Genomic DNA, 14,174 nt, shown 5'->3' with positions numbered 1-14,174 from the left:
GATTCTCCCTTTTTTATTTTATATATTCAAGCACGGAAGAAAAGTGCATAGAAAAAAGGGCGTATTATACGCCCCCCATCTTACTTATCCTCTGTAATATATGCCCATTTATAGCTGTAGTCTCCACCAACTGGATGGTGAACAATACCTTTTACTTTAGGTCTTTGAACGATAGCATCACCACGTTGATATAATGGTGCAATTGCTGCATCTTCCAATAACATTTTCTCCGCTTTTAGTAAGCTATCCCAACGCTCTTTCGTTTTCGTTAATAGCTCACCTTTACCTTTTTGTACAATTTCATCATATTTAGGATTTGAATATCCTGTTTGGTTATGAGGGCCATTTGTAACGAACATATCAATGAATGTCATTGGATCTAAGTAGTCAGGTCCCCAACCAGCGTAAGATAAATCATAATCTAGATCTGATTCTAATTTTAACTTTTGTTTAAATGGCTGGTTTTTCAAATTCACTGTTAAACCTGGTAAGTTTTTCTCAAGTTCTCCTTTTAAGAATTCTCCTACTTTTTTCGCACCATCACCATCATAGTTTAATAGTTCTACTGTAATTGCATCTTTTCCAAGTTCTTTTTTCGCTTTTTCCCAATGCTCTTTTGCTTTTTTCACATCTGTTTTTAAAATATCTCCATTTTCTTTACGGAAGTCTTTTCCATCTGGGCTCTTAGCAAATTCTTTTGGTACTAAGTAATCTGCCGGGGTAGATCCGTCATTTAAAATAACGTTCGTTAAGCCTTTTTTATCATACGCTTTTGCAATCGCTAAACGTAGATCTTTGCTCTTTAACACTGTATCTTGCCCACCACGTTTTTGGTTTAAGCGTAAGAAGTACGTTGACGGTGTTTTTTGTGTAAAGAAGTCGGGGTTTGATTTATATTTGTCAACAAATTCAGATGTAAGTCCTGAACGATCGATTTGTCCACTTTCATATAAGTTAACACGTGTACCGCTATCTTTTACTACGTTAAAGTTGATTTCATCTAACTTAACTGTTTTATTATCCCAATATTGTGCATTTTTCTTTAACTTCCAACCTTCTTCATGTTTCCAGTCTGTCAATGTAAACGGTCCGTTGTATAACGTCGTATCTGATTCTAAACCGTACTTTTCACCTTTTTCTTTTACAAATTTCTCGTTTAATGGATAAAATGTTCCAAATGAAGTTAATTCTACAAAGTAAGGAACTGGATTTTCTAATTCTACTTCTAACGTATAGTCATCTACAGCTTTTACTCCTAATGTATCTAGTTCAGCTTTTCCTTCATTAATCGCTTGTGCATTTTTCAAATCAAACATAATGTATGCATATTCTGCTGCTGTATTTTTATCTACCGCACGTTTCCAAGCAAACACGAAATCTTTCGCTGTTACAGGCTCTCCATTTGACCATTTTGCATTTTTATTTAATGTAAATGTATATTTTTTACCATCATCACTCTTTTTATATGATTCAGCAACTCCTGGTGTTGCTTTATTATCTTTATCAAGTCGATATAAACCTTCCATTACGTTGTTTAAAGCGAGAAACGATACTTGGTCTGTCGCTTTAGCAGAGTCCATAGATGGAATCTCTTGAGACTCTGTTAAATTAAGCACTTGCTTCGCCGCTAGCTTTCCACCTTCTTTTTCACCGCTTTTTGGTGTTGTGCTTGCCTTCTCTTTATCTCCTGATCCAGAGCAAGCCGTTAATGCCATACTCATTACTAAAACTGGTGCTACGACCGCTGTCAATTTTTTCATCTTTTTTCTCTTCATTTTTTTGTACCCTCCCCAATTATATGTACGATATTAACATTTAGAAATTCTCTACTAACTTTCGTTATCAGAAAATTCTTATTAATTAATATTCTACTGTTTTTTTAGATTTTGTAAAGTATTTTTGTAAATTTTCTAAATATTTATTTTTTTATTATAGTAACTTATCGTTTTAACTACTATATGGATTATCCCCTGTCTACTATATGTAAACATCCTTCCCCTTATTCCAATCTATTACTACGTTCTATATTTTTCTTATTAGCATGAGGTCTCTTACTATCATCTGTCTTACTACTTACTGACCTCTCTAAATCCCTCCGATAGAACCTTCCTAATTACCTACCCGATTCTCAATAGGCTAACGAGATTTATTCCCTTATACATACTAAAAAGCATTTCAAAAGCAGCTCAGCCACTTTTGAAATGCTTTCACTTTATTTTTTTCCGCCATCCTCAGTTACATACGCCCACTTAAAGCTATATTCTGGACTGATGTTATGTTTCACAATTCCTTTTACATTCGGTTTCATTACATACGATCTTCCTGTTTGATATAAAGGAACTAACCCTGCATCTTCTTCAAGGAATAATTTTTCAGCTTTCCCTAACGTTTCCCAGCGTTTTTTCGCATCACTCATTAATTCATTACCTGCTTTTCCTACCATTTCATCGTATTTTGGATTTGAATAACTCATTTGGTTGTACGGGCTCTTCGATTCAAACATATCAATAAATGTCATTGGATCCGCATAGTCTGGACTCCAACCAGCATAAGAAATTTCATAATCTTGCGCAGTTTCTAATTTTAATTTTTGTTTGAACGGCTGAATTTTCGTATTAATCGTTACACCTTTTAAATTTTTCTCAATTTGATCTTTTACATAGTCAGCAATCTTTTTCGCAGTTCCATCATCATAGCTTAGCAATTCAATTGTAACTTGATCTTTTCCAAGTTCTTTTTTCGCTTCTTCCCATGCTGCTGCTCCTTTTTTCGGATTATATTTCAGACCATTTTTAAATGTATCTTGATAATCTTTACCATCTGGCCCTGTCGCAAGTCCTTTTGGAACCAATTGATCTGTTGCTTTTGATCCATTATTTAAAATTACATTTGCCAATCCTTTTTTATCAACTGATAATGCAATTGCTTCACGAAGTTTTTTGCTCTTTAAAGGCGTATCTTGTCCGTTACGTTTTTGATTTAAACGTAAGAAGAATGTACTTGATTCCGCATACTCACCATATTCTTCTTTGTTCGATTTATATTTATCTACAAACTCTCCTGATAGTAATGTAAAATCAATTGATCCTGTATCATATAAGTTTACTTTCGTTGCAACCTCTTTTACTACACTATAGTTAATTTCTTCTAATTTCACAGTCTTTTTATCCCAGTACTTATCATTTTTCTTTAGCTGCCAACCTTGTTCATGTTTCCATGAAGACATAACGAATGGACCGTTATACACAGTTGTATCTGCTTCTAAACCGTACTTATCACCTTTTTCTTTTACGAATTTTTCATTTAATGGATAGTATGATGGGAATGCTAATAAATTTAAGAAATACGGTACCGGTTTTTCTAATTCTACTTCTAGCGTGTAATCATCTACCGCCTTCGCTCCTAATTCAGTTACAGGTTTTTCTCCTTTATTAATCGCTTCTGCATTTTTAATATAGTAAGCAATAAATGCATATTCTGCCGCAGTATTCTTATCAAGTAAGCGCTTCCATGCGAAAACGAAATCTTTCGCTGTTACAGGATCACCATTTGACCATTTTGCATCTTTTCGCAGTTTAAACGTATACTTTTTACCATCTTCACTTTTCGTACTAGACTCTGCCGCAGCAGGAATTGGCTTATTATCTTTATCAAGACGATATAGGCCTTCCATCGTGTTCCCTAAAATTTGCGAACCTAATGTATCAGTAGATTTAGAAGTATCCATCGTCGGAATTTCTTGGTTTTCCGTACGATTTAATACTTGTTTCGCTGCATATTTAATATCAGATTTTTTTTCTTCCCCACTATTTGATGTAGTAGTCGTTTTCTTTTCCCCACCTGCCCCAGAACATGCTGTCAATGCAACACTCATCGCTAAAACTGGTACTACAACTGCCGTTAACTTTTTCATCTTTTTTCTCTTCATTTTTATACCCTCCCTAATTATATGTACATTACCAATCCTTGAGAGACCCCTTACTAAAGATTTATTTTTTCAGAAAATTACAACTAATGTTATTCTACTCTTTTTTTCGTACTTGTAAATAGTTTTATTTTAAATATTCTTATTTTTTAATTTAGTAGGATTTATCCCCCATCTACTATATGTACATACTATACACCTTATTCGCCTCTATTTAACCACACTAAAAATTAGTATTTTAAGCTCACAAAAAAGCATTTAAAAGTAGCTAAGCCACTTTTAAATGCTTTTTCAACTCTATTATTTTTCAGTCACATATGCCCACTTAAAGCTAAATTCTGGACTGATATTATGTTTTACTACTCCCTTTACATTTGGTTGTAAAACATAAGAATCTCCTCGTTGATATAAAGGTACAATCGCTACATCTTCTTCAAGTAATGTTTTTTCAGCTTTTCCTAACTCTTCCCAACGTTTTTTCGCATCGCTCATTAATTCCGTTCCAGCTTTTTTCACCATGCCGTCATATTTAGGGTCAGAGAAGCTCATTTGGTTATGAGAATGTCCAGTCTCAAACATATCTAAGAACGTCATTGGATCTGCATAATCTGGATTCCAACCACCGTATGAAATATCATATTGTTGCTCAGATTCTAATTTTAGTTTTTGCTTAAATGGCTGAAGTTTAATGTTAACTGTTACACCTTTTAAGTTCTTCTCAATTTGGTCTTTAATATATTCTCCAACTTTTTTCGCATTACCAGTATCATAGTTTAAGAATTCAATTGTAACTTGGTCTTTACCTAGCTCTTTTTTCGCTTCTTCCCAAGCTGCAGCAGCTTTTTTAGCATTTGGTTTTAAACCATTCTTAAACGTTTCTTGGAAGTCTTTACCGTCTGGTCCAGTTGCTAAACCTTTTGGTACTAAGAAGTCAGCTTCTTTTGATCCATCATTTAAAATTACGTTTGCTAAATTCTTTTTATCAACTGATAGTGCAATTGCTTCACGTAACTTTTTACTCTTTAATGGTGTATCTTGTCCATCACGTTTTTGGTTCATACGAATGAAATACGTACTCACTTGTGAATATGTTCCGAATTCATCTTTCTTATTTCTGTATTTATCTACGAACTCTCCAGTTAATAAAGCAAAGTCAACTTGACCGCTATCATATAAATTGATAAGAGTTGCTGGTTCTTTAACAACACTGAAGTTAACTTCTTCAAGTTTTACAGTCTTTTTATCCCAATATTGATCATTTTTCTTTAATTGCCATCCTTGTTCATGCTTCCAATCTTTAAGAACGAACGGTCCATTATAAACTGTTGTATCAGACTCTATACCGAACTTCTCCCCTTTTTCTTTTACGAATTTTTCATTTAATGGGTAGTACGATGGGAATGCTACTAAGTTTAAGAAGTACGGTACCGCTTGCTCTAATTCAACTTCAAGCGTAAGATCATCTACCGCTTTCACTCCTAATTCAGCTACAGGTTTTTCACCTTTATTAACCACTTCTGCATTTTTAATTGGGAATGCGATAAATGCATACTCAGCAGCTGTTTTTGGATCTAATAGACGTTGCCAAGCATATACGAAATCTTTCGCCGTTACTGGATCTCCATTTGACCATTTTGCATCTTTACGTAGTTTGAACGTATATTTTTTACCATCTTCACTTTTCGTGCTAGATTCTGCTGCAGCTGGAATAGGCTTATTATCTTTATCAAGACGATATAATCCTTCCATCGTATTCCCTAGCATTTGTGAAGATACTGTATCTGTTGATTTAGAAGAATCCATCGTTGGAATCTCTTGGTTTACTGTTCGATTCAACACTTGTTTTGCCGCCAATTTTCCCTCTGACTTGCTATCTCCACTTGAGTTTGTGCTTGTCTTTTTATCTCCGCCTGATGTAGAACATGCTGTTAACGCCATGCTCATTGCTAAAACCGGTGCTACAACTGCTGTTAGTTTTTTCATTTGTTTCTTTTTCATTTTGTACCCTCCCTAATTCTTAACGATAGCTATTAAAGAATTTTCTGATAATTCTGTTTTTCTCTATATATTTATCAGACGATTCTTACTAATTCTTATTCTACTAATTTTTTAATTTTTGTAAAGTATTATTATTGAAAATTTTTAAAAAATTATTTTTTTACAGTAATATTCATAAAAATGCCATATGTTGTTCAAACCTTATTTCGCATTCATACACATTCGTTGTTTTAATCACTTTCATCTCATTTACCACTTGAATACTTGTTAATTATTGCTAATAAATAATGCATATATCTAAAAACATCTTTTCTACAAAAATAAAAAAGTCAGCAAAGCTGACTTTTTACCCGGCCATTTTTTTTCGTTTCATTTCCTCTACTACTCTCGTATACTTCTCATCATCAAATTCATTTTCACTTTTTGCAACAACTACAGTTGCAATACCGTTACCAATTAAATTAACGATAGCACGTGCTTCTGACATGAAACGATCTACACCAAGTAATAACGCTAAACCTTCTAATGGGATAACATTCATTGCAGATAGAGTAGATGCTAGCACAATGAATCCCCCGCCGGTTACTGCTGCTGCTCCTTTAGATGTAACTAATAAAATAGCTATTATAGTTAATTGTTGACCTAGTGAAAGATCGACGTGGAAAACTTGTGCTAAAAATATAGTAGCCATCGATAAATAAATTGTTGTTCCATCTAAGTTAAAAGAATAGCCTGTTGGAATGACTAAACCTACTACCGGTTTCGAACACCCGAAGTCTTCCATCTTTGTCATCATTCGCGGCAGTACTGATTCTGACGATGATGTCCCGAGAACAATAAGTAATTCTTCTTTAATATGAGCTAAATATTTCCACAAACTAAATTTATACAGTTTACAAATAAAATTTAAAACAATAAAAACAAATAATGCCATTGTCGCATATACACAAATCATTAATTTGCCAAGTGGTATGAGCGTGCTTAAACCATACTTCCCAATTGTAAATGCCATCCCACCGAATGCTCCAACCGGTGCTAATTTCATTACAATTGATAAAATGTTAAAAAATACTTTCGATAATCTTTCAAAAAAATCAATAACCGGTTGTCCATTTTTCCCTAACATCGTTAATCCTGCGCCGAATAAAATGGAGAAGAATAACACTTGTAAAATATCACCTTTTGCAAATGCTTCAAACATGTTAGACGGTACAATATGTAAAAAGAAATCCATCCATTTCATTTCTTGCCCGCTTTGTACATATTGTGAAACATCTCCGCCTTTTAGTTTTGAGGGATCTAATCCATCTCCGGGACGCACAACATTCGCTACGATGATACCAATAATTAAAGCAGCTGTTGTAACAATTTCAAAATATAATAGTGCCTTCCCACCAACACGGCCTACCTTTTTCATACTTCCCATACTTGCAATACCGAGTACAATTGTTAAAAAGATAATCGGTGCAATAACCATTTTAATCATATTGATGAATGTTTCACCAATTGGCTTCATTTGTTGTCCAACACTCGGCCAAATTGCCCCTACTGCAATACCACAAATAATGGCCACAATAACTTGGAATGTTAAATTCTTTGCAATTCTCATTTTTGCTACTCCCCTGTATTTTCATTTCTCCCAAACTATTTTAAGCAATAACATTTATTCTATGTGATAGCCCCCTTGCTACTTAACTTGAACCCTACTATTATGTTACACTATTAACTCTAATTCTTAAATAGTATATAACATTAAAAACTAAATGTCATACCATTAGACAAAAATAAAAAAGCAGACATTACATCTGCTTTAATTCTCCTCAATTTGCTTTTCACTTAATCCTAGATGTGTTCTAAGAGTATTACTCAAACTCTGTAGATCTTTTTTATTAGGATTATAATAATATACACGTTGCCCGTTTGGGCCATTAGGTAAGTATAAATCATCACCAGCTAATTGTATTTTTTCAACTGAACCGTTTAAACCGTATTTATAAAAAGATAAAATATCGTCCATTACTAAATTTGTTTTAAAATCACCATCAACCGCCTCAACTATTTTTTCTAGCTTCGTAATCGATCCTACACTTTTTAATTTACTTAAAATCGCTTCAATAACAAGTTGTTGGCGCTGTCCTCTTATTGCATCACTATCAATATGACGCGTTCTTGCTAGTGCGAGTGCTTCTTCCCCATTTAATTTTTGTAATCCTTTTTTCAAATGAATCGTATCAGGTTCATCTTTACTATTTTGCTCCGTAAATTCAACTGGGACATCCACTTCAATACCATCTAACCCATCAACAATTTTAGTAAAGGAACCAAAATTAAATTTCACAAAATAATCAACAGGCACCTGTAACAATTTTTCTACCGCTTCCACAGAAGCTTGCGGTCCTCCATCTTTACCATTTTTAACGAAACCACTTCCATATGCATGGGTTATTTTATCTTTTTTCTTTTCAACTGGAACATATGTGTATGTATCACGCGGTATGCTCGTTAATTTCACTGTTTTATCATCTTTATTAAAAGTCGCTAACAGTAATGCATCTGTATGAAATGCACCATTATATTCCTTTTGTCGTTCTTGATTTTCATCAATTCCCATAATTAAAAGTGAAACATGATTTGCAATTGGCTTTACAGATTTTTCACGTAAATTGGATTTTTCACCTCGTGCTAAATTCAAATTAGATTTTTGTACGAGACTAGAAGTTTTCATATATACATAAGCTCCATAGCCAATTCCACCAAATAGTAATACCGCCAGTAGTAAACTTATTATCGTTTTCTTTTTATATTTTTGCTTAATTTTCTCTTCTCTTAAAGATGAATGATTCCCCATCTACTCTCCTCCTGTCTCTATTCATCAAATATGTTTTTCATTTTTTCATATTTAGCGCTATCCTTTTGAAACATACTTTCTTTCAATCCCTTATCTATTTGTATCCATTCAGTCGTAACTGAATATTGAATCAAGCCTTCTTGAAAACTAAGAAATTTCAACATAATCCCTGTATTTTTCTCCACAACCATTTCGAATTTCCCTCTTAAATCTTCAGAGGTGCTAACAGGCATCTCTATGTTGATAACTCCTTCAATTTTGTAACAATCTAATCCAAGATATTTCGTTTCTTTATAATTCCAATCTTTATATCGAATTAACAAATCTGCAAATTCTGATTGAATACTATATTTAGCTAGCCCTACATATTCATCATCATATCTCTTTTTCTCATCTGATTTTCTCACTACCCTTTCCGTAGGATTTAATTTTAATAGTTCATTGTTTCTTTCTTTCGGGTTCCATTTTGTCTCTTTATAGGTATACTTCTCATCATCAAACTCTTTTTTCTTGCCCTCGTTATATATAATTGTTCGTTTTTTCGCTAGTTTATCTTCTTTCGAAGAGATACCTCTTTGTTTCTCCGTATCAATCGCATACTTATATGTTGTAGCAATTCTTGATGAGCTAGAATATTCCTCAAATTGTCCTGAAATATTTTTAAAATAATCAATAGAATCTAGCATCTTTTGATGAATCTTTTCTTTATCTGGATAATGTACATTCGATTTTATTTCTTCTTCATTTTCATAATCAGAAAATGCTTTTTTCTTTACATATTCAAATACTCCACCGTTTTGCGCAAAACTTTGTATAGAAAACTCAGACATAGATACCACTGAAAGTATACAAACCGCTGCACTAATTATCATCATATAAATTTTGTAACTCTTCTTTTTTACCTTAAGATTATGTACCGTGCCATTAATCTTTTCATTTAACTCTGGAGGTACTATAACATTTTCATCTTTTATTCTCTTTTTTAATTTCTCATCAAATAATTTTTCATTATCCATCCTTTGCACCCCCTATTCCATCTTTAATCGTTTTTGTAGTTGTTCCCTCGCACGTGATAATCTTGATTTCACTGTTCCTTTCGGTATTTCTAACAGCTTTGCTATACTCTCTTGATTCATGTCTTCATAGTAATAAAGCACCGTAACAGCTCTTAATTCTTCATGTAACGATTGAATCGCATTACACAAATCTATATCTTCATACTGATCACACGCACTCATATTGTAATCATTCTCTTCTGTCACAATTACCTTTTTATAAGCTCTAATAATATTGTTACACTCATTTATTAGTATTCGAATTAACCAAGTTTGAAAAAATTCTTCTTTTTTTAATTTTTTTATATTTTCATAGGCTTTTAAAATTGTTGTCTGTATCGCATCCTCTATATTTGTCTCATCACGTAACATCGCCTTTGCTATTCGATACATTTTCACTTTTTCTGTATGTATAAGCGCTATAAAGGCTTCATGATCACCTTTTTTCGCTAAAGAAACATCCGTTTCTTCTTTTATAATCATTTTATATAAAGGGATTACTTTCACAATCGCTCCTCCTGTTTCATCCTCACTTCATCACTTCCAATTTAACTTTACATGTATTAGACGTATGAACCTAGAAAAAGGTTCACTTTTTTGAATATTTTTGTAATTAAAAAGATAAATATCCTTTATAAGGATGCAATGAACATACTAGTTTAAATTTACAAATAAAAAAAGCCCACTTTCTCAGTGGACTTTCTACTTTATAACGGTAAATCCCTCTTCCTAAATATTACAATCGCTACGATAAAAATACAAAGCGCTACAGCAGTTAAACTTATACTTACCGGCCATATATTATATGATCCTTCAGCAATTTCTTTCGGACGAAACAGCGTGAATAATGATAGGTTTTTCATCCATTCTAACTTATCACTTAACTTCCCTACCATATCTAATACGAAAAATAAGATAGTTAAACTCGCTGAATAACTTAGTGCTTTTCTTTCGTCATTACATATACAAGAAAAGAAAAATGAATAGGCACTAACGACTAAAAATATGAGCCCTCCGACTACATTTATCTTCAAAAATAATTCTTTATTTAAGTTATTATCCTCTAAAAACCATTCTGCACCTACTATACCCGCTACATACGTAACCGCTACAATAATCAGTAGTCCTAATATAAGAATAGCCGCTTGCGTAATTGCGATTCGTACTCTAGATACAGGCGTTGCTAGCAAGTATGCCATTGCTCCTTTATCTACATGACGAGCAATTAAATGTGTCGCAACTGTTACGCAAAAAATTGTTAAAATGATAATAAACAATAGACTATAGTATTCGCCCGCTAGAAAATCCATTACGTTTTGAATCGGACTTTCCATACCAACGATTTTTTTCACACTATCAGGCATGGCAGCTATTAATTCATTTAGCCCTTTCGCTGATACCATTGACGGGAATATCCAAATTAATAACCACAGATATAAAGCTGCACCAGACGCATAACTCAAAATACTTTTTTGTGTTTCTTTCAAACTAGCTAAAAATAATCGCTTATTCATGCGCTATCCCTTCTTTCTTATCGTAATAATGCATAAATAAATGTTCTAAATCCATCGCTCTCGTTTGAAGTGCCGTTACATTATAGTTTGAAAGTGTTTGTAAAACAGTTTGATAATTTCCTTGTACAATGATAGATGCCTCTCTGCCTTTTACCGCTTCAAATTGCAAATTACACTTTGTAAGGGACTCAATCTCTTCTTGTGATGATACTATTACATCTATCACCTGTCTTCTCATACTTTGTAAATCGTGAATATTTTCAACCGTTACGAGTCGACCATCTTTAATAATAGCTACTCTGTCACAAGTTCTCTCAATTTCAGTGAAAATATGTGATGACATTAGGATTGTTTTTCCTCTTTGCTTTTCCTCTAATATTAAATCTATAAACACTTGCTGCATAAGTGGATCAAGTCCAGATGTTGGTTCATCTAAAATTAACACCTCTGGATCGTGCATAAATGCAGCGACTATCCCTACTTTTTGCTTCATTCCTTTAGACATTTTGCGAATCGGTGTTTTCACATCAAATTGCAGACGCTCTATCAGTTCATCTCGTCTTTTTGTATCCTTTAATCCACGCATTCCTTGCATTAATTTTAAAAATTCTAATCCGTTCATTCCTTCAATAAAAGAAATTTCACCCGGTAGATAACCAACTTCCCTTTGAATTTTCGCTGCTTCATTCCAACAATCTAATCCAAAAATTGTCGCTTTACCAGCTGTCGGTTTTATAAATCCCATTAAATTACGAATCGTCGTTGATTTTCCGGCACCATTCGGTCCTAAATAACCAAATACTTCTCCCTCTTTTACATCAAATGTAATATGAAACAAACCTTTTCCATTCGAAAACTGTTTTGTGACATCTTGAACTGAAATCATAATTCCACCTCATTTTTTGAAATATTTAATATGTGATATTTCAAAATTATTGTACTCCTCATCTTCCATATTCGCAACAATTTTTTGAAATATTTATTAGTCTATATTTCAAAATTATTGTTTTCCATTATTTTTTCTTGTATATTTTAAGTGAGGTGATTGCATTGAACGGCTTTGAAAGAGTAAAAGAAAAGAAAAAGCGTGCCATTAAAGAAGCAGCATTCGTATTATTTTCAGAACGTGGATTTAATGAAGTGAAAATAGAACATATCGCAAAAGAAGCAAACGTTTCTCAAGTTACAATTTATAATCATTTCGGAAGTAAAGATGCGTTATTTAGGGAGCTTATACAAGAATTTATCATATCTGAATTTCAATATTATAAAGAGCTTGCGGAAGAAAAATTACCTTTTCATGATATGATGCAAAAAATGATTGTAAGAAAAATGAATACTGGCGGATTATTTCAACCTGATATGTTACTACAAATGATGCAAAGGGACGAAGAACTCCGTAAGTTTATTTATAGTTATCAAAATGAAAAAATCCTGCCCTGGTATTTAGAAATATTAGAACGAGCTCAGCGCAAAAACGAAATTAATCCACACCTTACTAAAGCAATGATGTTACTTTACATTCAAATGTTTACAAAGTTAGGTGATGAATTTGGAGCACAACTTCTTGAAGGAGATCGCGAAAAACATATACAAGATATCGTTACGATGTTCTTCTATGGTCTTTCTGTTCCACAAAAATAAAAAGACACGAATTTCGTGTCTTTTTATTTTATAGAAATGACTCTACCCTTTTCACTGCTTTCAATCGCTAATTGAATCAGTTTAATAACATCTAAACCTTCTTTTGCTGTTACAGGTAGTTTCTCACCATTTAATATACTATCTCGTATACCTTTATAATAATTGTTATAACAACCGACTTCTGTTGGAATACGCTCTAAGCTTTCTTCTGTTTCTAAAGTAGCAAAATTCTCTTCATCGTCTACTCCATAACCGTTATCACCTGGCTTCATTCCATTTTTTAATTGCTCTTCCTGCGAATCCATACCATACTTCACGATAGAACCTTTCTCTCCATGCACTATAAAATGCGGTCCAGCTTTTTTCACATAACTACTACTACGTAAAATGACACGTTTAACTCCGTAATGAAGTTCTATGTGGAAATAATCATCCACCTCTGCACCTGGTCGTTGTTTTATTACATCTGCACTTATAGCATCTGGTTTCCCGAATATTGATAACGCTTGGTCAATTAAATGCGATCCTAAATCATATAATATACCGGAGCCTGGTAGATTTTTTTCTCTCCATCGATCACGTACATGTGGACGGAAACGATCAAAATTCGATTCATATGCATATACATTCCCTACTCTGTTTTCTCCTAACAATTTCTTAATTGTTAAGAAATCATTATCAAAACGACGATTATGATATACGCTTAACATTACATTATGCTGCTCTGCTAATAAAATAAGCTCTTCCCCTTCTTCAATTGAAACAACAAATGGTTTTTCTACAACAACATGCTTACCGTTTAAAATTGCTTCTTTTACATATGGAAAATGAGTTGTATTAGGTGATGTAATAACAACTAAGTCAACATCAGCTCGCTTCACCAATTCATCAATTGTACTAACAACATTAGCGTTTGGTAATGTTTCTTTTACTACCTCTTCTTTTGAGGATAATACAGCACGAATATCATATTCTTCTATCGTTTGTAATAGTGGGATATGAAATGTCGTACTTGAAAAACCAAATCCTACAATCCCTACACCTATTTTTTTCATGTTGCCCCTCCATTTGTCCCGCTCTAACGGGCAGTAAGATTCCTAACTCAAAATTCAGCGAAAGCTAAGGAATTAGGTGAGGAATCAACTGCTCGTTAAAGCCCGATTGATTCAACTAATAATCAATGTGGATAA

General features: G+C 33.3%; 11 protein-coding genes. 1 reads left to right on the top strand and 10 read right to left on the bottom strand.

The features are described from left to right. Positions 1 to 80: 80 nt before the first annotated feature. From AC0OM3_RS06280 to AC0OM3_RS06240, 9 genes are all read right to left on the bottom strand, one after another. Positions 81 to 1,775 (bottom strand): peptide ABC transporter substrate-binding protein, encoded by a 1,695-nt coding sequence (locus AC0OM3_RS06280; RefSeq protein WP_000823446.1) that lies wholly within the window; start codon positions 1,773 to 1,775, stop codon positions 81 to 83. A 437-nt stretch (positions 1,776 to 2,212) separates the two neighbouring features. Further along, positions 2,213 to 3,928, bottom strand: a complete 1,716-nt coding sequence (locus tag AC0OM3_RS06275; protein ID WP_151522733.1) for a peptide ABC transporter substrate-binding protein — start codon at positions 3,926 to 3,928, stop codon at positions 2,213 to 2,215. 297 nt (positions 3,929 to 4,225) lie between these two features. Beyond that, positions 4,226 to 5,923, bottom strand: a complete 1,698-nt coding sequence (locus AC0OM3_RS06270) for a peptide ABC transporter substrate-binding protein (RefSeq protein WP_000730150.1) — start codon at positions 5,921 to 5,923, stop codon at positions 4,226 to 4,228. A gap of 346 nt (positions 5,924 to 6,269) precedes the next feature. Further along, complete coding sequence (locus AC0OM3_RS06265) at positions 6,270 to 7,532, bottom strand: dicarboxylate/amino acid:cation symporter (protein WP_001216973.1); 1,263 nt, start codon at positions 7,530 to 7,532, stop codon at positions 6,270 to 6,272. A 201-nt stretch (positions 7,533 to 7,733) separates the two neighbouring features. Beyond that, a complete protein-coding gene (locus AC0OM3_RS06260; protein ID WP_474211186.1) occupies positions 7,734 to 8,771 on the bottom strand; it encodes an LCP family protein in 1,038 nt (345 codons plus the stop codon). A gap of 17 nt (positions 8,772 to 8,788) precedes the next feature. After that, positions 8,789 to 9,787, bottom strand: coding sequence for a hypothetical protein (locus tag AC0OM3_RS06255; RefSeq protein ID WP_000368249.1), 999 nt, complete (start codon positions 9,785 to 9,787; stop codon positions 8,789 to 8,791). 12 nt (positions 9,788 to 9,799) lie between these two features. Continuing rightward, on the bottom strand, positions 9,800 to 10,333 hold the full coding sequence (locus AC0OM3_RS06250) for a sigma-70 family RNA polymerase sigma factor (RefSeq protein WP_000864721.1): 534 nt from the start codon (positions 10,331 to 10,333) through the stop codon (positions 9,800 to 9,802). Positions 10,334 to 10,533: 200 nt separating this feature from the next. After that, the gene (locus AC0OM3_RS06245) at positions 10,534 to 11,340 is read right to left on the bottom strand and encodes an ABC transporter permease subunit (RefSeq protein ID WP_474211185.1); all 807 of its coding nucleotides are present in this window, start codon (positions 11,338 to 11,340) and stop codon (positions 10,534 to 10,536) included. Beyond that, entirely contained in the window at positions 11,333 to 12,226 is an 894-nt protein-coding gene (locus tag AC0OM3_RS06240; protein WP_000626564.1) for an ABC transporter ATP-binding protein, read from the bottom strand. The genes AC0OM3_RS06245 and AC0OM3_RS06240 overlap by 8 nt, the downstream gene beginning before the upstream one ends. A gap of 155 nt (positions 12,227 to 12,381) precedes the next feature. Between AC0OM3_RS06240 and AC0OM3_RS06235 the strand changes: the two genes are divergently transcribed. Beyond that, on the top strand, positions 12,382 to 12,984 hold the full coding sequence (locus AC0OM3_RS06235; RefSeq protein ID WP_157464239.1) for a TetR/AcrR family transcriptional regulator: 603 nt from the start codon (positions 12,382 to 12,384) through the stop codon (positions 12,982 to 12,984). A 23-nt stretch (positions 12,985 to 13,007) separates the two neighbouring features. Here AC0OM3_RS06235 and AC0OM3_RS06230 read toward each other — a convergent pair whose 3' ends face one another. After that, entirely contained in the window at positions 13,008 to 14,039 is a 1,032-nt protein-coding gene (locus AC0OM3_RS06230; RefSeq protein ID WP_000719765.1) for an oxidoreductase, read from the bottom strand. Between the last annotated feature and the right edge of the window lie 135 nt (positions 14,040 to 14,174).

It is taken from the genome of Bacillus sp. FAU20 (genome assembly GCF_056033865.1).
The sequence above is the reverse complement of the archived record's forward strand: the minus strand, read 5'-3'. Positions and strand labels throughout refer to the sequence as shown.